The sequence below is a fragment of the Bradyrhizobium sp. UFLA05-125 genome (genome assembly GCF_059803515.1).
On record NZ_JBANBJ010000033.1, the window covers coordinates 1 to 22,980 of the forward strand.

Annotated in this window: 18 protein-coding genes; 11 read left to right on the forward strand and 7 right to left on the reverse strand. The window is 59.1% G+C overall.

All coding sequences use genetic code 11. From position 1 onward, the window contains the following. Positions 1-784 (reverse strand): hypothetical protein (locus tag SO156_RS25525; RefSeq protein ID WP_498536652.1); only part of this gene is annotated, 784 nt, incomplete at its 3' end. A gap of 67 nt (positions 785-851) precedes the next feature. Further along, positions 852-1,559, reverse strand: coding sequence for a hypothetical protein (locus SO156_RS25530; protein ID WP_498536653.1), 708 nt, complete (start codon positions 1,557-1,559; stop codon positions 852-854). 1,047 nt (positions 1,560-2,606) lie between these two features. On the opposite strand from SO156_RS25530, the gene SO156_RS25535 reads away from it, so the two are divergent. From SO156_RS25535 to SO156_RS25555, 5 genes are all read left to right on the forward strand, one after another. Next, entirely contained in the window at positions 2,607-3,116 is a 510-nt protein-coding gene (locus SO156_RS25535) for a Mov34/MPN/PAD-1 family protein (protein WP_498536654.1), read from the forward strand. A gap of 324 nt (positions 3,117-3,440) precedes the next feature. Continuing rightward, complete coding sequence (gene panB, locus SO156_RS25540) at positions 3,441-4,313, forward strand: 3-methyl-2-oxobutanoate hydroxymethyltransferase (RefSeq protein WP_498536655.1); 873 nt, start codon at positions 3,441-3,443, stop codon at positions 4,311-4,313. Positions 4,314-4,327: 14 nt separating this feature from the next. Continuing rightward, positions 4,328-5,176, forward strand: a complete 849-nt coding sequence (gene panC / locus SO156_RS25545) for a pantoate--beta-alanine ligase (protein ID WP_498536656.1) — start codon at positions 4,328-4,330, stop codon at positions 5,174-5,176. A 1,753-nt stretch (positions 5,177-6,929) separates the two neighbouring features. Then, a complete protein-coding gene (locus SO156_RS25550; protein WP_498536657.1) occupies positions 6,930-7,865 on the forward strand; it encodes a S1/P1 nuclease in 936 nt (311 codons plus the stop codon). A 483-nt stretch (positions 7,866-8,348) separates the two neighbouring features. Next, positions 8,349-8,552, forward strand: coding sequence for a hypothetical protein (locus SO156_RS25555; RefSeq protein WP_498536658.1), 204 nt, complete (start codon positions 8,349-8,351; stop codon positions 8,550-8,552). 523 nt (positions 8,553-9,075) lie between these two features. Here SO156_RS25555 and SO156_RS25560 read toward each other — a convergent pair. The 4 genes from SO156_RS25560 to SO156_RS25575 form a co-directional block, all read right to left on the reverse strand. Beyond that, positions 9,076-10,641 carry a radical SAM family RiPP maturation amino acid epimerase gene (locus SO156_RS25560; protein ID WP_498536659.1) on the reverse strand — a complete coding sequence of 522 codons (1,566 nt, stop codon included), beginning with the start codon at positions 10,639-10,641 and terminating at the stop codon, positions 9,076-9,078. A gap of 83 nt (positions 10,642-10,724) precedes the next feature. After that, positions 10,725-11,105: a Nif11-like leader peptide family natural product precursor gene (locus tag SO156_RS25565; RefSeq protein WP_498536660.1), complete on the reverse strand. Its 381-nt coding sequence runs from the start codon at positions 11,103-11,105 to the stop codon at positions 10,725-10,727. Positions 11,106-11,830: 725 nt separating this feature from the next. Then, positions 11,831-11,992, reverse strand: coding sequence for a hypothetical protein (locus tag SO156_RS25570; protein WP_498536661.1), 162 nt, complete (start codon positions 11,990-11,992; stop codon positions 11,831-11,833). Between the two features lie 223 nt (positions 11,993-12,215). After that, positions 12,216-13,253 (reverse strand): cytochrome-c peroxidase, encoded by a 1,038-nt coding sequence (locus tag SO156_RS25575; protein WP_498536662.1) that lies wholly within the window; start codon positions 13,251-13,253, stop codon positions 12,216-12,218. Positions 13,254-13,735: 482 nt separating this feature from the next. On the opposite strand from SO156_RS25575, the gene SO156_RS25580 reads away from it, so the two are divergent. The 6 genes from SO156_RS25580 (at position 13,736) to SO156_RS25605 (ending at position 22,070) form a co-directional block, all read left to right on the forward strand. Beyond that, entirely contained in the window at positions 13,736-14,413 is a 678-nt protein-coding gene (locus SO156_RS25580; protein ID WP_498536663.1) for a lytic polysaccharide monooxygenase, read from the forward strand. A gap of 282 nt (positions 14,414-14,695) precedes the next feature. Further along, positions 14,696-15,385 (forward strand): TetR/AcrR family transcriptional regulator, encoded by a 690-nt coding sequence (locus SO156_RS25585; RefSeq protein WP_498536664.1) that lies wholly within the window; start codon positions 14,696-14,698, stop codon positions 15,383-15,385. A 486-nt stretch (positions 15,386-15,871) separates the two neighbouring features. Continuing rightward, a complete protein-coding gene (locus tag SO156_RS25590) occupies positions 15,872-17,350 on the forward strand; it encodes an efflux transporter outer membrane subunit (RefSeq protein ID WP_498536665.1) in 1,479 nt (492 codons plus the stop codon). After that, complete coding sequence (locus tag SO156_RS25595) at positions 17,347-18,462, forward strand: efflux RND transporter periplasmic adaptor subunit (RefSeq protein ID WP_498536666.1); 1,116 nt, start codon at positions 17,347-17,349, stop codon at positions 18,460-18,462. Before SO156_RS25590 ends, SO156_RS25595 begins: the two co-directional genes overlap by 4 nt. Positions 18,463-18,491: 29 nt before the next feature. Continuing rightward, positions 18,492-21,548: an efflux RND transporter permease subunit gene (locus SO156_RS25600; RefSeq protein ID WP_498536667.1), complete on the forward strand. Its 3,057-nt coding sequence runs from the start codon at positions 18,492-18,494 to the stop codon at positions 21,546-21,548. Between the two features lie 192 nt (positions 21,549-21,740). Then, complete coding sequence (locus tag SO156_RS25605; protein WP_498536668.1) at positions 21,741-22,070, forward strand: hypothetical protein; 330 nt, start codon at positions 21,741-21,743, stop codon at positions 22,068-22,070. On the opposite strand, the gene SO156_RS25610 is transcribed toward SO156_RS25605, so the two are convergent. Then, positions 22,044-22,952: a LysR family transcriptional regulator gene (locus tag SO156_RS25610; protein ID WP_498536669.1), complete on the reverse strand. Its 909-nt coding sequence runs from the start codon at positions 22,950-22,952 to the stop codon at positions 22,044-22,046. The two genes, SO156_RS25605 and SO156_RS25610, sit on opposite strands and share 27 nt — an antisense overlap. Positions 22,953-22,980 lie beyond the last annotated feature (28 nt).

The window sequence follows — 22,980 nt, forward strand, 5'->3', positions numbered from 1 at the left end:
ACTGATACATGAATGATGGTTTCAAAACTAAAATGAAGCTGCCCGAAGCCATCTCGTTACACTCCCAATAGAGCCAGCAGATTGGGCCGAGCTTCGCTAGGCGATCGCCTCGAAAAACAACAACTTCAAACCCTCCGCCCCACCATTCCCTGAGGCCGGCGTGTGCGAAAAACTGCTGAGACGAGAGTAAACCTGCAAAGCCCAAAGTGCGTGTTGCAAGTTCGTTATATGCAGTGTCACCCCCGATAACAGCTGTATTAGCTACTTTTTCGATCTGGGCTATGAACTCCCTTGTACCCGTTCCCGCGACCCGTATGTTGCTGAACAACGGAAGCCCCAAATCGAACGAGCTGAGGTTCGAAAAATACCCCCAGCCCGTTCCGTGCCAGCTGTAGAGGATGAACTCTATGTGGCCCTCAATGTCCTCCTGCGAATAACTCTCCACCGCTTGGCGCAATTCATCATAACCGATCGATGTCTTCCCAGACGCAAAACGCCGGATGAATTCGGCGAAGCTCCGCGCGTGAAGGAGATCGCCCGCCCATGCGAGGCAAATGTGCTCGTGCAATAGCGCAAGCTTTTGACACAGCCCTACAACCGAACCAGCGCCGTCAGCCCCGATTATAGCATTGGGCGTATGAACGAGCGGAGTTGCTCTCTCTTCGGCGCCCCGCAATCGTGAACTTAGCAGTAAATCGCCAACCAAAATTGGAGTGTGCAGATACTCGAATGACGCAATAAGTGTCATGGTGCCAAGGCAAATCAGGGTGAAGTCATCGAGCAATCGAACAACCCGCGACGCTCTGTCGCGAAATTACGGCGTAGCCACCAATTGAGGGCACAATCGGCGATCAGCTCTTACCATGCGCGCTGGGCTCTTTCTTCCGCTTCGGAAGTGGTGGCTTTACAGACCGACCCGCGTCCCGCTCAGCCTTTTGCAATTGCTTTTGTTCCTGACGCTCTCGATAACGGAGCTGCTGCCTTGTTACCTTCGACTCCGAAGACGTCCCATCCGTCGTATTCAGACCTGGATAGGGTTCGGCTCCGGTTGTGTAGGTGTGGATTTGGTCGACGATCTGATTCCAATTCACCGTTCCGGTCGTCGAGCAATTGGCGAGCAAGGCCAACAACAGCATCACCAATCCGGTCCCTGCGCCATAAGCTTTCTCGGTGAGTGCCTGCGCTGCGCCCGGTGAAGCGGACTCTATTATGGAGATTACCACGTCATCCGGCTTGCCCGCTTGCGCATCGTGCAGGGCTGCTTGGAGAACCTTAAGTATGGCGACGTTTTCGGGCGGCACCTTCAGGACATGAATCGCGTTTTCGACGAAATCGAACGTGCCGTCGAGGATTTCGGCCGGACCAGGACAGCCCGGCCTTTGGCAGGAAGTCTTATTCCCCACCAGTGTTGCGTTCGTGACACCGGAAAATACGAACTCGCGCGACAGGAAAATGTTGCGGCACCTAGTGCAACGCGCCGGAGTTCCGGGAGCACGCATGATCCGGTGCAGCGCTTCCCTCGAAGGCCCGCGTCGTCGACCTGCCCCCGCGTTCTCCATCCTTTGCTCCTGCCTTGTCCTGTTGTCGTGCCTTCAAACGGGCGAATCACCTACGACAGTTTGCCACGAAATCACGCAAGCACGAGTTGTGGACGATAGAGCTGGCCGGGAGGCCCAGTCCGAATTTTTCCGGACACGGCGCAATCGCGAAGGTCTAATTGAATGAGGTGATTGACGCAAAGCGCTAAAGGGACACTATACGGACACTACCGGACGTTTCCCTTGCGGAATCAATCCGTTACACAGAACCTCAGCTTCCCACAAGGGGTGAATGGGCCAGCCTCCGCTCCATCAGGCTACGTGCACCAGAAACTCAGCCGAGAAATGTCGGGGGGAACGTAGGTAGCGCTCCAGAGCTACAGCTTTTCCAACCATCAAGGCGCGGCCACTGGAGCGACATGGAATTCGCGATGTCTCAAGCAAGCTGTATCGCGTAACGACGATTCCAATAGACGTCGTCACGCAGATCTTGCTCCTCGAGTGCAGCAACGGAGCACGTTTCTTGGAAGCAAGCCCCAACCGCGGCAATATAGGTCTCTGCTCGGCGCCACGGCGCCCGGCGTGAAGTAAACAGAGAAGGATTAAGTATGGCTAAACCGCCCAATCGCCCTGAACACCCGCCACATCCAGCGCACCCCGACGTGCCTCCCGGCCCTCCGAGCGAGACACCGGGCAAGGGGCCGCCGCGCCCAGTTCGCCACCTGGACATCGTCCCGTAGGCTACCTGCCGGATGCGGAAGGCTGCTTCGTCTGCCTGAGGGAACACTGGAAGGACAAGCACATACCCGAGCCACGCGTCGACGATGCCGGCGTCGTGATTCCGGTCGGCTGCAGTGCTCCGACCTTCATGGGGGCCGGCTTCGACCTGCAGGAGATCTCGCTGGAAATCGTGCGTACTGCGGTCGGGGTGCTTTCCAAGGGAAACTACGACCCCGGCTGCTGGACGGTGGTCGTGCTGACGTTGAAGAACGGCGACGGATCGAGGACCTTGCCCCGCTGGGAGGGATATCCCTGCCCCCCTCACCCCAGATGCTGCGGAGCCAAGTGGTGACCGTCTGGCTTTCCTCGCGCGTGATGCAGTCGATGTGCGAGGGCGCGCAAGATCTGTCTCCACTGGAGAATGGAGGGATCTTGCTTGGCTGGCGCTCGGGAGAGGGCCGCATCATCGTTGAATTGCGCGGCGCTGGCCCGCGCGCCCTTCACGGACGCTATTGCTTTCTGCCGGATCACCAGTGGCAGGTGGCCGAGATCAAACGCGCCTTCGAAGCCAGCGGCGGCGACCTCGACTACCTCGGCGATTGGCATTCGCATCCGGACGGGATTGCAGAAATGAGCCATCTCGATTCGGCCACGCTCTTCCGAATAGCCCGACGAGTGAGCGCCCCGCTTATGCTGATCGTGGCCGGCAGCGGAGCGGAGTGGTCGCCGCAGTGCTGGAAGGGACAAATCGTAAGATCCTTCCTTCGGCGCCGATTGCTAGCAGCCCAGCAGGAACTTAGGATATTTGATCCGCCTGCGACCTGGGCGGCCAGTAGCTCCAATTCGCTCGCTCTGTGATTTACCCTGCGTTCGGCGCCCGTATCCAAGCAGCAGTGCCTATCTTGAGAAACTCTATATGTCTCCGCCGAGTTGCGCTCTCGCCGTGATTGCGCGCGGTGCGAACTGCAAAGGGTCAACTCATTTTCGCATCTTGCGCGTTCTCGGGTTCAAATGACCACGCAGCTCTGGTTGTTGGTGCAATCATTGGATATTTTTATGTGTCGATACTTGATTTTTGAGATGTAAGTTTCCTTTTTTCCTGCTCGCCATTGACAATTTTCTCACGTCTTCCATAGGAATACACGACTCTGGGATGCGTGTCAGTGACGGATCGGACTTAACATGAGCCACATTTCAGAGGCGCCTGTCGAGCGCGTCACCATTCCAGCGCTGCAGCGGTGGAAGGGAGAGGGGCGGCGTGTTGTAATGACCACGGCTTACGATGCGGTGACGGCACGCATCGCTGACCCCGTCGTCGACATCATCCTTGTCGGGGATAGCGTTGGCAACGTCTGCCTCGGATTCGAAAACACGTTGCCGGTCAGCATGGCGATGATGAATCATCATCTAGAGGCTGTGGCGCGGACAAAGCCTCATGCGTTGCTTATAGCCGACATGCCCTTTCTTAGCTTTCACCTCAGTCCCGAGGAGACCATCCGCAACGCCGGAGGTTTCCTGCAGCGTGGGGCCGATGCAGTGAAGCTCGAGGGTGGGGCCAAGCGTGCCGAAATCGTACGTGCTTTGGTGGATTGTGAGATTCCAGTGATGGGCCATCTCGGCCTGACGCCGCAGAGTGTCAATGTTATGGGTGGTTTCAAGGTGCAGGGCCGGAAGGCCGATGATGCCTTAGTTCTGCTCGACGACGCCTACCGTCTGCAGGAGGCTGGATGTTTCGCTATCGTTCTGGAGGGGATCCCGGCAGAGCTCGCTGCCCGAGCGACCGAGATTTTGACAATACCGACGATTGGAATCGGGGCTGGCCCTAGTTGTTCGGGCCAAGTACTTGTGTTTCATGACGTGCTGGGCTTAATCGAAGGCCGTCGGCCAAAATTTGTTCGCACCTATGTCGAGGGTTTTCGGCTGTTGCAGGAGCCGCTGTCACACTGGGCTGCAGACGTTCGCAACGGCGCTTTCCCGTCGCCACAAGAATCCTATCGTCTTCCCGAAGGCATGAGCGAGGCGATCTCAAACTGGGCGCCCTCCAATCCAACCTGATGTAAAGCTCAAACATGCACACAATTACGACGGTCGCTGGGCTTCGTTCCGCCCTCGCAAAAGCACGTGACAAACGCGTCGGCTTCGTGCCGACAATGGGTTACCTGCACGACGGCCATTTGGCATTGGTCGAGGCCAGTCGTGCGCAATGCGACGTCACGGTCGTCAGTATCTTCGTCAATCCCACTCAGTTCGGGCCGAACGAAGATCTCGGCACCTATCCGCGTGCCTTTCTGCGGGATGAGAGGCTGTGCCGTGATGCCGGCGTGACCATTCTTTTTGCTCCCGAAGCAGGGGACGTCTATCCAGCTCAGTTTGAGACCTTTATCGAACCTGGCGAACTGGCAAAACCGTTGTGCGGATTTTTCAGGCCTGGGCACTTTCGCGGTGTCGCGACCGTCGTCTGCAAGTTGTTCAACATGGTGCGGCCGGATATCGCATTTTTCGGGCAGAAGGACTTCCAGCAATGCGCGGTCGTCCGTCGCATGGCAGTTGATCTCAATCTTCCCGTCGAGATCGTCATAGTGCCAACCGTTCGCGAGCCGGACAGACTCGCTATGAGCAGCCGCAATCGCTATCTCAATAAAGACGAGCGCCGGCGGGCTCTTGCGATCAGTCGCGGACTGTTCGCGGCGGAGGCCGAATTCCGCGCAGGCGAGCGCGAATGCGAGAAGCTTATCATGATCGCCAGGCGGCATTTGGATGAGGTCGACCGGCTGCAGTACCTTGAGCTGGTCGATGCCGACACGCTTGAGCCGGCCTCCAGTCCCTTGACTAATCCTGCGGCTCTGTGCGCTGCGGCCTACGTCGGCTCGACGCGGCTAATCGATAACGTAATCCTCATGGCGGACGTGAGCACGTAGTACGAGCGATCGGGCTTTAGCGACGATATCGCAGTCCCGCGAGTCTGGGCGGTAAGGCGCGATCGCGGCGCGCGATGCTCACTGCTGAGCATGAGTGCGAGCCTCACGATGTCAAGCACATAGCGAAACAGGCGAGGGGGGCGGCATACTTTCTCTTTCTCGCCCGATGGCGCGGGCCAACGGCTGCAACAAGATATGAAGGGTGAATATCCTCCGCGTCACGTCTTCCGATTCGCTCAGTCTTGTCGTGTAGTAGTTTTGCGGTGATTGGCCCGCAACCTCGCTGTTTCTGTACCCTATTTTAGCGAAACGCAGATAAGACCAAGTTTGATCTGCCGTGTCGTCCGCCTTAAGGAACGCTGAGGGCCTCAGGCTAAGCCAGCCACAGAGGCAACACATCGGCCGGTCCGGGTGTCCATGCTGATTTGAACAGTTCGAGACCACCGGGCGTCGGATTGCTGCGCTTTGAGAGTGCGAAGGCGGCGCCAAACTCTTTTTCAGCGTGGCCCAGATGCAAGTTATCGATCGATCTCGCTAAAATTCCTCGAAAATTGCCGATGGGGTGCAGGATTTAGGCTCAAGTCCGCTACTGATTGCACTAATCAAGATCGAACGACGCTTATAGTTAGCAACATCGGCGAAGCCCTCCAAAAGAGCGGTTACTTCGTCAAATCGGTGCGCAATCAAGCGATGGCGCACGGTGTCCCGTACACGCTGGAAGGTCGGCGCCGGTCGAAATCGCGCGTGGTTTGCGCGTGTAGTGCTGCGCCGAAGGAAATGCCGGGCGCGAGGGCTATCCACGTAACGCCGACAGGAGGCAAGAATGCAAAACAGCTCCCAAAATTCGGAGCATGGTACAGCAAGGTGCTGTGCGATCTGCGGTGGAAGGTTCGGTCTGATCCGCTATTACTGCTGGCGAACAGCACTTTGTTCCAAGAAGTGCGTCGACCGTTTCAGGGTGCGACGGGAGGGCGATCATAGATGGCTTTCCTGGCTCCGAGCGGCCTAGCCCCATCGAGGTCGGTCCACGACTCGGCCTGTGATCTGCGGTTGCCCCGAGATCGGCGGAACTTCGAATACAGCATCGCTGACAAGTCCCAGGCTGGATGAAAACCCCAACGGGCCACGCTATGAAATTCATCCTCGTGAATCACAGGACCCCGCACGGCAACAGAACCTGCAGCGGATGCGCTCGGTCCTTAGGTCCAGGTTATGTGCGAGACGTGATAACGGGAGGAGGATATTGCGAGTACGACTGCTATCGACGTCGTCACCTGACGGCCATCGCCTTCCCTTACCTGACAGCACGGGACTTCTTTAGGCACGATACGCAAGCTCTCGTTTCTGCTGGATTTGAGACCTTGCTGAGTGCAGCTTCATGCTGGCTTAAGGTCGGCCTCACCACAATGTCATGGATCAATACGGTGGCGCGTCCCGGCGAGCCCTCCAAGTCTGAAAGATCTCCATTGGCTTAACCTCGGAGTGGTGTGGACCGCGCGGGACTTGCGATGGCGTATGCGGATTGAGCTGATGGGGAGCTTGCGTGATGACGAGGACGGCGACCAGGCGTCGCTCCGGCAAGACGTCCACTGCATTGCGATCCTCACTTGGTTTGAACCCGCGTTGCCGCCCAAGCGCCTCTTACGTGGCAAGCGTCGTTTTTCCTTCTTTTCGACAACATAAACGACGTGTATGAAGCCATATCCGCAACGTTAGCGGGTTCTTTTGCATTTCCAATTCAATGAGGATTTCCATGAAGACACGTTTCTGGATCGCCTTAGGCTGTGCAGTGCTCTTGGGGGCGCCCGCCAACGCCTGGAATAATTTCGGACATATGGAGGCAGCTGCGCTGGCCTGGAGTCAGCTGACGCCCGCCGCCAAGCAGGAAGCCACGCGCCTGCTCAAACTCAATCCTCAATACGATGGCTGGGTCCAGGGCGTGCCGGCGAGCCAGCGTGATCAAATCGCGTTCGTCAAGGCGGCGACGTGGCCGGACCAGATCAAATCGCTCAGCGACTACCACAACGACGGCGACAGAAACGGCGATGTTGCGCCGCAGACGCCCGAAGCTTCGCAGAACATCGGCTATGCAGATCACTTCCGACACAAGTACTGGCACTTCATTGACGAGCCGTTTTCGACGGATGGTACCCCCTTGCAGCAGCCGCAATCGCCCAACGCACAAACTCAGGTTGCTGTCTTCAAGAGCACGCTTGCGGATAAGACGGCATCGGATGACGTGCGCTCATACGATCTTTCCTGGCTGCTGCATCTCGTCGGTGACCTGCATCAACCGTTGCACGCGACCTCCCGCTTTACGCACGCCGAGCAAGATGGCGACGCTGGCGGCAACGACGTAAAGATCAAGTGCACGAAGTGTGGAAGCGCCAGAGAGCTCCACGCGTTCTGGGACGGGCTCTTGGGACCGACCAGCGCGCCACCACAGGATGCGATCGACGCCGCGGCGGATCTTCGTACCGTCGATGGCGGTTCGACGGATGAAAACGATTGGATCCAGGAGAGCTTCGAGATCGCCAAGCAGTCGGTGTACGCGCCGCCGGTCCGCGGCGGCGATGGCCCGTACAAGCTCACGCAGGCTTATCAGTCGAGGGCCCACAGGATCGCGAACCAGCGAATTGCGCTCGCCGGCGCCAGGATTGCGGCTATCCTCAACGACGCATTCAAATGAGCGTCCGTCTGGGTGCTCATCTTAGTTGTTGCGCGCGACGGCCAAGCATCCCAGAAGTCAACCTTCGATAGGCGAGCATTACGGCTAGAGTCCGCGGCAGCTTGTCACATCACTTCGCGTGAGAACGAGCATACCAAGTCGCACTGTGTGCTTCCATTGAGATGCATGCCAGCGCCTTCGGAAAATAGGAGGTGCGAACGAAAAATCGGCGCGCTTCCTATTATTTGGCAGCCGCTCTGGCATTGGTAGCTCGCGTTGAGCGGGGCCGCCGCTTCTGGAGGCGGCGGCCCCTTGCCGCGAAGGCGCCGGTTACGCGAGACAACGGCACGTCCGCGACCGCGCCAAAATGCGCGGTTCATGTGCGGCGACAAGGAGCTTTGCTCGTTAGTCTTACTAATCAAGGTTTACGCAATGCGGTGCTGCGTGGTGCTGCGGGATCCGATATATTAGTAAATTCAGGGTATTCGTTTATTTGAGAGATAAATGTCGCATTCAGTTGAATTGATCGTCAACGGCTATGTCAGGCTAAATGACCGTGGCGCGCTGGAGAGCCTGCTTGCGCATCGGCAGGGGCTGCTGAGGCAACTGAAGGGCGTCACCGGCATCGATCCAAGGCAAGTCGTCGCGCAAGTAAGCCAAGAAATCGCAGTCATCGAAGCTGGACTTGCGACGATCACGCCAGAGTGACGCGCAGACGGCCGCTCAGTGGAGAAATCTGGTGTTGGCTTTGTCGCCCTTTCTTTCACGCCTTGCGGGCTAATCCGGAAACGAAGAGCGCGAGCATGGTGATCCGGTGGCGCGAGCTACGGCGGCTCACGACTGGTGTCGGTAACCATTGCACAGCAACCGAATCATCTGCGAGCCAATGGTTCATGTGACGCCGGCTCGCGCGCGAAGGCCCCCGAGCGGGGATTCTCGGCAACGATCCGCGACGTTTCTTCGAATTGCCCAAGACCCGTCTGTACATCTCCAGCCGAGAAGCTTTCGAAACAGGCTTGTAGCTGAGCGTTCGCCAACGGGTTGGATACAACTACCAGCATCAGGCCCGGCGGGTAGTCAGTTCGCTTGCTTATGGACAAATGCCAGGCCACGATCATCACCCCTCGATCGTTGGACATCGCTCGCTTGACCGACTTGCGCTGATTTGTCACCCCGCTCGGCGTTGCGAGATGGCAAGATGGTGCAGCTCGTTCAGGGCGATCTGCGGTACTCAATAGGAAGCGAAATGATCCACGCCCGTGCGAGAGGCCGCGTGTTTGGTCCCTTCGATGCGGCTCGTTACGTCGTCGCTGGTCTGCCACGCCAAGCGGTCATCAAGGTCCTCTTCGATCACCCCGGCTGCGTATAACTGATCAAGCAGGTCGGCGACTGCAAGGACGCTCGTTCCGTCGGTCGTGACCCGCATCACCAGCTCCGAGGCTGTGCAATTGCCGTAGGCGATTTGATGACCAACGGAAGTTGGAGCGACATCGTCGAGCACGTGGTGTTCCATGTTGCGTGAGCGTAGATGGAAGGAGCGGTCTCCTGCTTTGTATTGCAGGTCGCTACGGAAGCGGATCGGCAGATCGGGGGCTGGGCTCTCGAGCATATGCTGGTCAATCATCCTCTGCAGTCCCTCGCGGAACTCGTCAGGCGTCCTGAAGAAGCGTTCACCCACGATGCGGTACCCGAGAGGCCAGCGTTCGCTACCCGGTATCGGCGTGACCAGTTGTAAGCGTCCCTGGAGCATATTTACCAGGAAGCCGGAAACACAGGCGATCGTCGTCTGGTCGCGTTCCAGCAAGGCGATTGCATCATCTTTGTTGCCAACCCTGAGCTTCTCCTTTCGCTCGCGCGCCCGCCCGGCGCGAGCCTTTGCGATCGGCGCCTCCTTGCCTTGCAGGATGAGTTCGACCCCCATCAGCTCCTCAGACGAAAACGCCGTGTGAATCTGATTGAGATGTCTCGTGCTCAACACGGAAAAACGATTCGTCGTAGTGCCGTGCCGGTTGAAAAGCTCGAGCACGCGTCTCGTGAGTGCCTCATCCTTGAGCGGCGCGGCCGTCGTTGTTTGTGGTAATGCGCCCGTGATCTGATAGTAGTCGAACAGAAAGCGGTCGTAGTGTGGGTTGTCCATGGGATCTGTGGCCCAGTAGCAGAAGCCAGTACGGGCCGCCGAACCAAACATCTCGCTCGTAACGCCAACCACGCGACGCCAGAGCTCTGCATGTTCTTTGGTGTAATCGTAATAGCCTTTGAAGCGATCGGCCGAGAGGCCACAGAACCAGCAGCCGACGCTGCAGCCTTCGCTCAACTCGAAAGCGATAATGGGGTGCGTAAACGACGGCGCCGATCTGCCCAATTCGTCGTCGCAGCGCTGGAGTTGGCGTTCGCGCCAGGCATGAAAGCGCGGGTTGATTGTCGACATCTCGCCTCTGTTGCGCAGGAAGTCCCGATGGTGCAACATCTCGCGGGTATACTCGTCCCACATCATAGCCAGCGGCCACGGGGCAGAATCCGTCTTGAAGCGGTATTTCAGGTGGTCAGCGCGCCAGAGCGGCAGTATTTCCATCGGGTCAACTTCGATGCCGTAGCGTTCTGTTACCGCTCGAGGCGCATCGACGCTCTCCGAAAGCGCCCTGCGGAACTCCATATCGCCGGCAAGCCGCTCCATGAAGCGCTTGATGTGTGACAACGTGCGCCATTGCTCGGGGGTGCGGCGGTCGAAAAACTGTCGGCAGTGTTCGCCCTGACGGTGCTGGTAAGCCGCCGCTGCATTTTGGAGGACCGATGGCATGATCTCCCCCTGACGAAGTTTGCTTTCATCTCTCTGCGCACTTGGCTTCAACCGAGCCAACGCGGCGAGAGCTAAAACTTACGTCACTCTACGACCACAATAACAACGACAACGACGAGAACGACCGCGGCGAAGCTCGGGGCCATTTGCGGGACTTGCACGGTGTTCATCGGTACGTCCGTGGTTGAGCTAGCCAACGCAGTGGTCTGGACAAGGCTCGTCGACGTCGCAACGCTGGAACCTTGCTTTCGGACTGCAATCGCGTCGACCTTCTGAGTTGTGAACTCCCCTCGGTTAGGCAATGGGATGCAACTTTTAACCTCTTCAAGCGTGAAGTTGTAGCCGAGGCGGTTTCCCATCGCCACAATCGGTGCAAGTCCCGTGGCGCACGGTTTGAGGTTTTCAAGCAGACGACCGTTTTGCCCTAGATCGTCGACGAATCTCACTACGTCAGTTTGCGACACAGCTAATCTCCGCGCGCTTTTTCCTAATGTTGCCTACCCATCCCTGCTGCCCTTACAAGCGATGACGTCGTGAACAAAGCAAGCGGCGTGCCGACCCGGAATACTCTGCGCGGATCGTTTGGCCGTATGTATCGTCAACTTGCCGACATTTGGTCTCGAACCCGACAATGGGGCTCCTCTAAAACTTCTTCACTCGGCAAACACTCCGTCGTCGCCAGCGCAGCAGCGGATCCCGCCAGTCGTTTCCTTCCGGACATAGGGCGATCCGCGCCGCTGGGATCGATATCGCGTCGGCCGGCGCCTGGGGCCGCATGGTCAAGGCGTGACGTAAAGCGACAGCCCGATCCTGTCTGGCCAAAGGCTCTTGGCCAGATCGCCGCAGCGGTCCGGGAGGATGTGAAACCGCTAGCGAGAGGATCACGCTTCGAGCTCTTCTGAACCGTGCATCAGGCTTTGCATATCGCGGCGCATGTCGGTATGGCCTGTTGCGACCCCACCCTGATGCAGCCCGGAATCCGGATCATCCCCGTTAGTGAGGCTCAGGACCCCGCTGCAGCGCCTCACTGCAGACTCAGGGGCGAAAAGTACCGGGCGGCCGCCGCTGGGTAATACCGAGAAATTGATTACGAAGCGCTAAAGGCACGGCGGACGGGATCCAGGGCCGGCGTTACTAAAAAACCAGAAGAACACATCCAAGATCGCGGCGGTATTCTTGTCTCGCGTTCTCACTCGCTCGTTTGCTGAGGCCGATCGAGAAGATCAAGCGCAGTACCTATTTGCTCGAGCTGACGCTCGATGTTCTCGCGCTGCTCATCGTCTTGGGTGGAATCAAGTTGCTCAATGAGCTTCTGCTTTCGGGCCAGCAGATTTTTAATGACCGTCGTCATCTGATCTCCGTTACAGCTCGCGATCCATCGGCGATGCCTCTTTTTCCTCACCTTTGATGCAGCGCGTCCGCCGGCCGCGGTAGGGACCGTCGCGATGCTGAGAAACCACTTCGACAGGTTGGGCGGCGTTCGGGGCTCATGGTCGCTGCTAAAGCCGGCAGCCGCACCGCAAGCAAACCGTAGAGAGGGTCGACCTGATCATAGTGTACGTAGAAGAACGACACTATTTGCTTAAAGAGGGTGGTGGCGTCTCCTTTGTGCGCGTTGGCAATATCGGATACTCGGTCTTGGGTAGACGCCCGCTCAGTGAGGTAAGAAACGCGACAATATCGTTCTGCTCCTTCTCGCTGAGCTTGGCGCCGAGCTGGACTTCACTCATAACTTCTACGGCTTCCTTGAGAGTCCAAACCTGACCCGAATGGAAGTAGGGCGCCCGCAAGGCAACGTTGCGCAAGGGGGCGACACGAAATACGTATTCGTCACTGGGCGCCTTAGTGACTGCGAACCGTCCCTTGTCGACGGCGGGAAGCAGTTTGTTATCGGGCTTTTCGATTACACCAAATGGGAAAAAATCCTGTCCCCCAATATTGATTCCGTTATGACAGGAGGCGCATCCTTTGTCCATGAACAGCTTCAATCCGTTCTTTTGCTGATCATCCAGGGCCTTGGCATCGCCGTTTAAGTACCGATCGAACGGAGCCGCCGGTGTCGTGAGGGTCGCTTCAAAGGCCTCAAGCGCTTTGGCGAAATTATCGAAAGTGACCGACGGTGTATCTTCCGGGAACGCCAGTCTGAACAGATCGACATAGTCCTTCATCGAGTTCAACGTCTTCAACACGTGATCCGCCGTCGCATTCATTTCGACGCTTGCCTGAACGGGCCCTTTGGCTTGTGCCTTGAGATCCGGCGCGCGTCCGTCCCAGAATTGAGCGACATTAAACACGGCATTGTACACGGTTGGCGCCCGACGCGCTCCCTTTTGCCAGGCGTGACCGACCGAGGTTGGGCCGGCATCGACCCCACCGGTGCCAAGATTGTGGCAGGTATTGCAGCTAATGATCCCGCTGGCCGAGAGGCGAGGGTCGAAAAATAGCATCTTGCCGAGCGCTGCTTTCGCGACCGTGACAGGATTGTCCTTAACCACGGGGATGGCCGAGGGGATCGGCTTGAAAATCTGTCTGGCCGCCGTCATTAAATCGTCGTTCGCAACAGCATGAGATGAGGCGAGCGCTAGAACGATAGCAATAGTCACCTTGCGCATGAGACTTCCGGCTTCTTCGAGGCCGCTACCAAGCAACACGTCTTCGGAAGGGCATCCAATAAGATCGCCGGTTATCATGCAGAAACTGAGCCAAGCCTCGCGAGCGATGGATACGTGTTTTCCTGCTCGACGTCGGCTTCGCGACATGTTGGCAGCAGCCCGACACAGGGCGCTCGGCCTCGTACGAAGCGTATCGCTTTGTCCCTTTTTTCGAAGGCGCAAAGCACTTCTCTAACGGCACGCCAATTGCATAATACCTCGACATCGCGGGCCACTTTGGATGCCAGGAGAGCTAGGCGCGGCCCACCAGACGCCGCCGCGATCATGAGGTAGGTGCCGAAGAAGCGGCAGGAGCTACGAGCGCCGCCTCGGCGAGGCGCTAATCCGTAAACAGCTGCGCGGCAGGTTGCCTGACGGCGGATAGCAACCCAGGTTTCACGGCCTTCCTTCGACGACCAATCCGACAATTCTCGAGGATAACCATGAGGTATATATTTCGACACTGGTCCAGAGCGCTCTTGTGCGCCGCGGTGTCGCTGTTCGCCGTTGCGAGCGTGCACGCGCAAGGTCGCCTCACCGAGCCAGCCTCGCGCGTCGTGCTCTGTGCCGAGCACAGAAATAAGGACTGTCCAATTAATTTGTGGAGGGCAAACGTGATGGAGAACGGCAAGTTCTTCCCCGCCTTGGAGGGAGGACTGCTAGACCCGATCGCGCCGACTGATGTGCAGAACGCGGCGCCGCCAAGGGACGGCGTTATCGCAGGCAGCAGCGTACGCGGCGATGTGCCGTTGCTCGATGAGCAGACCCCGACGCGCTGGGAAAAAGTTCGGTTACGCCCCGGCGCAAAACAGAAGTTCAAGTGGGAATACAGCGCGGCTCACCTGACGCGGCGTTGGAATTACTTCGTCACACGGGCGGGCTGGGATTCGTCCTCTCCACTCGCCCGTAGCCAGTTCGAAGTGAAGCCGTTCTGCACAATCCAGAATCACGGCCAACCGTTTTGGGATCCGAATGCCAACCTGATGCCCAAGGAGCCCACTGTGCATACGTGCGACCTGCCAAAGCGCACTGGCTATCATGTTATTTTGGCGGTCTGGGAAATCGCCAACAGTCCAATGGCGTTCTATCAAATCGTTGATGCGACGTTTGAGGAACACTAGGCGCGTCGAGCGCCGGTCGCTCCGATTGACGGCGAGGCGGTGTTGCCGCCGAAATGCCGCACTTGGCCGATTTGCACCGATCCACCACAGACAGCCTTTTCCAGCAAGGGAATCGCTGGATAAGCAGATTGCTTTCGACTGTCGAGGGGAGATGCGGGAGGGGCGTCAAAAATATGTGTACCGACTAGTTCTATTTACTTCCGTCATGGCGCACGCTAAATCGCATTATGGGCAACGTAATATTTTCCAGGAGGCCCTTTTTCGAACTGCTGAGGCGAATGAATGCAGATGGGACAGAAGGGCAAGACTCCGCAGAAGGCGGTCCGCGTTGGTCGCCCTCCGAAGGAGTTGGCTGCCGAGGTGGACGAGCGCATCCTCAATGCCGCGCGTGAGCTGTTCCTGGCACGTGGACTGGCCGGGGTCAGCGTCGGGGAGATTGCGCGCCTTGCCCGTGCCAGCAAGGGAACGATCTATGCACGCTTTTCAACAAAAGAGGCGCTGTTCGCTGCAATCGCGATGCGCAACGCGCAGAAGGTGCGGGAAGGATACGAAAGCGCGGTGCCATCGGGCGACACGCCCGAGGAGCGATTGATGGTTCTCGGGAGCGAGATACTCAAGCATGTCCTGGCCGCAGATATTGTCGATTTCCTTCGTCTTGCGGCGACCGAAGCGCGCCGTTTCCCTGATCTAGCCAAGGTAGAGCGAATGATGCGCGAACGCGGCATTCATCACACGGCTGGCGTCTTGGAGGACGTGACTGGCTCGAAGCATGGCAAGGCGTACGCCGCCTTCGCTCCGGAACGCCTGACCAAGACGGCCCAGTTCTTCCTGGATCTCGTCGTCGCACCGCTCGTGATGCGGGCGGTGTTCGGCGAAGATCCCAAACGGCTTAGGGCGCAGATTCGTGGCCATGTGGCGGAGAGGGTTTCGTTCTTCCTCGCGGCCTGCCGCGCCAGTGAGCCCGGTCAATAGCAATCCACGCCGTCCGGCTTTTGCGGGAATTCGCCCCGGGTTCGGTCTTTCACCGTCCACTTCTATTCTGTCTCACCCTTGGCTCTCGCGAGGCCATACGCCCGCACGCACGCACCAAACGGCGGGGCTCGAACGCTAGCGTTCGCGAATCGGCGGCTTGGCGCCAGTCTTGCTTTTGATTCCCAATCTTTGTGGTTTGCGGGGGCTGACGCCGCCCGGCAGTCAGGGCGCCGGATGTGACACTCCGAGCAAAGCCGGATTTGGACTTGTGGGAGGAATGATGCGGCGATCAAAGAATAGTACCTCGCGGTACGGTTAGTTGACAGGTTGGCGCAATATCGGTACCGAACCGTACGGTTCTATTGTTGGTGTCAGGAGAGAATGTCGTTTTTCGCTAATCACGTACCTTTGGTGGCAGCACGGCGCGGCGAAAGGAGCGTGATTGCACCGCATCCCGTCACATTGCGGCTAGGATGCTTGCGCCATTTGGCGCGCGTCGTCGCACCTGCCTTATTGCTCGCCTCTTGCGCGGTCGGACCGAACTTCGTTGCGCCCGAGGCCCCGGCTGTCGACCGCTACACACGGGAGCTTCAACTGGCCGCGACGGACAGCACCCAAACGCTCGGCGGCAATTCGCAGTCCTTCTCGCCGGGCGACGACATCTCAGGCCTCTGGTGGACACTCTTTCGTTCGCGCAAGCTCTCGGCATTCGTTGAAGAGGCTGTTCGGAACCATCCCGACATTCAGTCTGCCCAATTTGCCCTCCGCGCCGCCCGGGAGACAGTGCTTGCCGAACAGGGGGCCTTGTTTCCGCAAGTAACTGGGACGGGGTCGGCAGCACGCGAGCAGGGGCCGCTCTACAAGCTCTTCAACACGTCGGTCGGCGTCTCCTATGCGCTCGATATCTGGGGCGGCACACGCCGGCAGGTCGAGGCGCTCGAGGCGCAGGCCGACTACCAGGCGTTCAAGCTGGAGGCGACCTACCTGGCGCTAACCTCAAACGTGATCACGGCAGCGATCACCGACGCCTCGCTGCGGGACCAGATCTCAGCGACTGAAGAGATCGTCAAGGCAGAGACGGATCAGCTGGCGCGCATCCAGCATCAGTTCGAGATCGGCGCGGTCTCCAAGTCCGATGTGCTGTCCCAGGAATCGACGCTTGCGCAGGCCAAGGCGACGCTGCCCCCGCTTCAGAAGCAGCTCGCGCAGCAGCGCAATCAGTTGATGGCCTATCTTGGGCGGCTGCCGAGCGAAGATCGCGGCGAGCATGTCATGCTTGCCGAACTGCGTTTGCCTGGACGGCTTCCAATATCCTTGCCTTCGGAGCTCGTCCGCCAGCGTCCGGACATCCGTCAGGCCGAGGCGACGCTGCATCAGGCGACCGCGACCGTCGGTGTCGGTGTCGCGAACCTCTTGCCGCAGATCACGCTGTCCGGCAGCTACGGTGCAAGCGGAACGGGCAAGCTGTTTTCGCCCGGGACGATCGTCTGGGATGCGACCTCCACCATCACGCAGAAGGTGATCGACGGTGGCGCCCTCTATCACACCAAGGAAGCCAACGTGGCGGTCTTCGAACAGGATATGGCCGCCTATAAGAGCACTGTGATCACCGCGTTCCAGAACGTTGCGGATTCGCTGCGCGCGATCCAGTATGACGCCGCGACGCTAAAGGCGCAGGCGGAAGCCGAGAGGGCGGCATCCGACAGCCTTGCGATGTCGATCGAGCAATTCAAGACCGGCGCAGTCCCCTACGCCAACATCATCACGGCCCAGCAATCCAATCTCAACGCGCGGATATCGCGCATCAAGGCGCAAGCGGCGCGCTTCGCCGATACCGCGGCCCTGTTCCAGTCGCTTGGCGGCGGTTGGTGGAACAGGGCCGACCAGGCCGCCTATGCCTTGCCTCGCGCTAATCCCGGTTATTTCGCCGGTCCCACCCGCTCAACCCAGGAAGCAGTGCGATGACCAAACGCATGATGATCATGCTGGCCGTGATGGCCGTCCTGTTCGGCGGCCTCTACGGATTCCAGATCTTCAAGGACATGATGATCCGGAAGGCGATTGGGGCCATGACGAACCCGCTGCAGACCGTCTCCACGGTGGTTGCTACGACCAAGCCATGGCGATCCACCCTTTCCTCTGTCGGCACGCTCCGCGCCGTTAACGGTGCCGATCTCGCGCTGCAGGCTTCCGGAATCGTGCAAAGTATCCAGTTCAGTTCCGGAAACGAGGTGGCGGAAGGCCAGCCGCTGCTGCAGCTCGTCGCGACCGACGACGTCGCCAAATTGCAATCGCTGCAGGCGACCGCCGAGAACTACGCGATTGTGGTCAAGCGCGACGAGGAGCAGATCAAGTTCAACGCCGTCAGTCAGGCCACGCTCGACAGTGACAAGGCCAATCTGAAGAACGCCAGAGCTCTGGTCGACCAGCAGAAGGCCATCGTCGAGCAGAAGACGCTCAAGGCGCCATTTGCCGGGCGGCTCGGGATTCGAGCCGTCGATATCGGCCAGTTTTTGAGCGCCGGGACGACCATCGTCACCTTGCAGAGCCTCGATCCGATCTACGTCGATTTCTTTCTGCCGCAGCAGGCGCTGGCCTCGATCGTCATCGGCCAGGATGTCACCGTGACCGTGGATGCCTTCCCCGGCGAACGCTTCTGGGGCCAGATCTCGGCGATCAACGCCAAGGTCGATAGCGCCAGCCGCAACATTCAGGTCCGCGCGACCATCGGGAATAACCCGGCGCGGCTGCTCCCCGGCATGTTCGCCAAGGTAGAGATCGAGGTCGGCAAGCCAGAGGAGATCGTCACCGTTCCGCTCACGTCGATCGTCAACAACGCCTATGGCGACCTGGTCTATCTCGTGGACAATGTGCGCGACGGGCAGGGCGCCGCGCGACAGATGTTCGTCAAGACCAAGCCGGCGAAGGGCGACCGCATCGCCGTGACTGACGGCATCAAGCCCGGCGAGACCGTCGTGATCGCGGGCCAGATCAAGCTTCGCAATGGCAGCCCGGTGAGGATCGACAATTCCCACATTCCGCCGACCGAGGCGGCGCCGACAATCGTCGACCAGTGAACGCGGCACGAGCAGTAAGAGCCGATACGATGCGCTTCACGGACATTTTCATCCGTCGCCCGGTGCTGGCCCTTGTGGTCAGCGCGCTAATCCTGTTCCTCGGACTGCGGTCGATGACCTCGTTGTCGATCCTGCAGTATCCGCGTACCCAGAACGCGATCGTTACCGTGACAACAGCCTATGCCGGCGCGGATTCGGACATCATCACCGGCTTCATTACCACGCCGCTGGAGAACGCGATCGCCCAGGCCAACGGCATCGACTACATGAATTCCAGCAGCACAACCGGCACCAGCACCATCACGGTGAACCTGCGGTTGAACTACGACTCCGGCAAGGCAATGACGGAGATCAATGCCAAGGTCAATTCCGTCCTCAACCAGCTTCCGGCTGGCACCCAGCAGCCCACGCTAACGCTGAAGGTCGGCCAGACCATCGATGCGATGTACATCGGGTTTGCGAGCGAGGTGCTCGCTCCCAACCAGATCACCGACTACCTGACCCGCGTCGTGCAGCCCAAGCTGCAGGCCGTGCCGGGCGTTCAGACGGCCGAGTTGATCGGCGGCAAAAAGTTTGCCCTGCGTGCCTGGCTCGACGCCGATAAGCTTGGCGCCTATGGCCTGACGGCGAGCGACGTCTCCACCGCGATGTCGGGCAATGATTATATCGCCGGCCTCGGTTCGACGCGGGGACGGCTCGTTCAGGTAGATCTCTCGGCCACGACCAACCTTCATTCGCTCGAGCAGTACCGCAACCTTGTCATCAAGCATGTGAACGGCGCGATTGTCCGACTAAAGGACGTGGCGAACGTGACGCTCGGCAACGACGACTATGACAGCTCGGCCAAATTCAACGGCAAGACGGCCGTCTACCTCGGCATCCAGGTGGCGCCGACCGCGAACCTGCTCGAGGTCATTAAGGGCGTGAAGAGGGTCCTTCCCGACATCAGCGTGAACCTGCCGAACGGCATCACCAGCGAGATTCTCTATGATTCGACGGAGTTCGTGAACAATTCGATCGATGAGGTCGTCCGTTCCCTGGTCGAGGCGGTTGTCATCGTGACCCTTGTCGTCTTCCTTTTCCTCGGCTCGTGGCGGTCGGTGCTAATCCCGGTGATCGCGATCCCTCTGTCGCTGATCGGCACCTTCACACTCATGCTGCTGATGGGATTCTCAATCAATCTCCTGACGCTGCTGGCCCTGGTACTCGCGATCGGGCTCGTCGTCGATGATGCCATTATTGTCGTCGAGAGCGTCCATCGCCTGATCGATCAGGGAACGCCGCCCGTCGAGGCGGCGATCCAATCGGCCCGCGCGCTCGGCAGTCCCATCATCGCAATGACCGTCGTCCTGATCGCGGTGTACGTTCCGGTCGGCTTCCAGGGCGGTCTTGCGGGCGCTATGTTCACGGAATTCGCCTTCACGTTGGCCGGAGCGGTCACTGTGTCGGCAGTCATCGCGCTAACCCTGTCACCCATGAACTGTGCCTGGCTGCTGCGCCGGACCGAGCGGGATGCTACGAATTGGGAGGCGCGCCTGGTACGCAGGATCGATCACGCGCTCGAGTGGCTGACTGCCGCCTATCGCCGCCGCCTCGAATCCATTTTTTCCACCAGGGCCGTTGTGGTGGTGTTCGCGCTACTGCTGCTCGCCAGCATTCCTTGGCTCTATGCGAATTCGAAGAACGAACTGGCGCCGGAGGAGGATCAAGGTGTGATCCTTACAATGACCAATTCGGCGCCCTCGGCCACTCATGAGCAGCGCCAGTTCTACGAGCAACAGCTCTACGACCTCGTCGCAAAGCGTCCTGAAACGGGGGTTGTCTTCCAGATCGACACGCCCGCGCAGGCTATCGCCGGCTGGGTGCTCAAGCCGTGGGACAAGCGTACTGTGTCCACCGGTACACTTCAGTTCGAATTCCAGGATCTGCTGAACGGCATCGCGGGCACGCGTTCGGTGGCGTTCCAGCCGCCGTCACTGCCGGGCAGCAACGGCCTGCCGATCCAGTTCGTCATTGGCACGACGGGCTCGTTCAGCGAGCTCGACGAGGTTGCTCGGAACTTCATGGCGGAGGCGGTCAAGACCGGGCAGTTCATCTTCCTCGACGACGACCTCAAGATCGACAAGCCGAAGAGCACGGTCGTGTTCGACCGCGACAAGGCCGGCAATCTCGGGCTGAAGATGAGCGACCTTGGTGGCGCGCTGGCGACCATGCTGGGCGGCAATTACGTCGAGTATTTTAGCCTGGATGGCCGCTCCTACAAAGTAATCGCGCAAGTCCGGCAGAACGACCGCCTCACCGCCGAGCAACTACTGAGCTACCAGATCCGCACCAGCAACAACACAATGGTGCCGCTGGCGACGGTCGCCCACCTCGAGAATAAAGCCGCTCCGCAGGCGCTCAACCATTTCCAGCAGATCAACGCCGCGACCATTTCCGGCGTGGCGATGCCGGGGGTTTCGATGGGGGATGCGCTCGCGACTTTGAAGACTCTCGCCAAATCCCTTCCGGCTGGCTACTCGACCGACTTTGCAGGCGCCTCCCGCCAGCTCGAGCAGGAATCGGGCGGCTTCGTCACCATGTTCCTGTTCGCGCTGATCATCATCTATCTTTCGCTGTCCGCGCTGTTCAACAGTTTCCTGGATCCCGTCATCATCCTGATATCGGTACCGATGTCGCTCGCCGGCGCACTCGTCTTCATCAGCGTCGGCATCGGCGGCGCGAGTATCAACATCTACACTCAAGTCGGGCTCGTCACCCTGATGGGTCTGGTCAGCAAGCACGGGATCTTGATGGTGGAAGTGGCGAACGAGTTGCGCGCCGAGGGGAGGAGCCGCACGGAGGCCATCATCGAGGCGGCGACGATCAGGCTGCGGCCCATTCTTATGACGACAGCGGCCATGGTGCTGGGCGTGCTGCCGCTGGTCACGGCAAGCGGCGCCGGCGCGGTTTCCCGCTACAATATGGGCCTTGTGATCGCCACGGGCCTATCGATCGGAACGCTCTTCACTCTCTTTGTGGTGCCGGTCGCCTACTCGCTCATCGCCCTTCGCGGGCGGGAGGGCACAGCAGAGGCTTCGAAATGAAGCATTCTGGTCCGTTTGTGCGCCAGCGAGCTGCTGAGGACGAATACGGGTCCAGCCTGGCAGTTTGGGTCGGTTCATCGAGATGCCTGCAGGCTAACGCGTTGTGCTGCCGGGCTTACTTGAGATTTGGCGTCGACATGGAAGGGGACCCGGTGCCCGTAACCGGCTTGGTGTCCGCCGCTGGCAGATGCCGTGGTTGATGTCTGGCAGCTCCACGATCACGGCTATTCGAGGCGCAGCAACTGGGCGGACCTGGCCACGAATGGAGAGATCGAGGGCGATGATCGCGGCACCGAACGGCGACGACTGCTGCTGTTGCCGGTGCTGCTGACGATCGCGCTGACGCCCGGTGGCGACTCCAGAATGACCGGCGGCAGCGACCAACGAAAGAGGCGTTCTCAGCATTCTCGTGAATCTTCCCGATCGGGATCTTTTCAAGAAAATGAGATGTTTATTCCCGATCGGGAATTTTTAGGTGACCTACTTGTTGAGACCTCACGCCATGCGGGACGCTTCCTGTAACATGATCTCTCGCATCCAGATGCTTGCCTGATCATTGTTGTGAAGAGCCGGCCATTGCACGGCCTCAGTGAAGGCCGGAAGCGGCAGTGGAAGATCAACGATCCGCAACCGCATCGTCGCCCCGAAATGTCGCGCCAGCCGTGAATGCATGGTCGCGATCCGCTCAGTGCCCAGCAGCAGCGGAGGGATCATGCTGAAGTTCGGCACTGAAACCTCGATCCGCCGCTTGTGATAATGCTCGAGCAAGAGCCACGACTCGATCGAGGGCTTGAGCGTTCGTCCGAACTGCGCCGCAACGTGTCCCATCGACATGTATCTCTCGAAGGTGAGCTTGCGTGAAAGCTGCTTGTTGGTGTGACAGCCCACGCACACCAGCGTCTCGTCAAACAGCTTTGCCTTGGGGTGTGCGTCTGACATGTACATTTCTGGAAAGATCAGGAAATCGACCTCGCCACGCTGAAGTGGTTCGTCCGGTTGGTCGTCAAACGGAATCAGCTCGAACGTGATGCCGGGGGCCTCGCGCGCAACACGCGCGATCACCGTCCGAAAGAACACCAATGTCATGAAATCAGACAGAATGATCCGGAAGCGGCGGTTCGATTTGGCCGGGTCGAACGTATCACCCTCGGTCACGGAAAGCTGGATGTGCAGCAACGCTTCGCGGGTCGGCGCAGCCAGCGCTTCGGCAAGCGGCGTCGGAACCAGTTCGCGGCCGCGCATCGTGAAGAGATCATCGCGGAAATAGGCACGCAATCTGGCGACCGCCGCGCTCATCGCCGGCTGGCTCAAATGAATGCTGCGCGCCGCCGCAGTCAGGCTACGCTCTGTCATCAGCGCGTTGAGCGCGACAAGGAGGTTCAGGTCGAGACCTTTGAAGCGCATGATGAGGCATCCACGCTGTAGATATGGC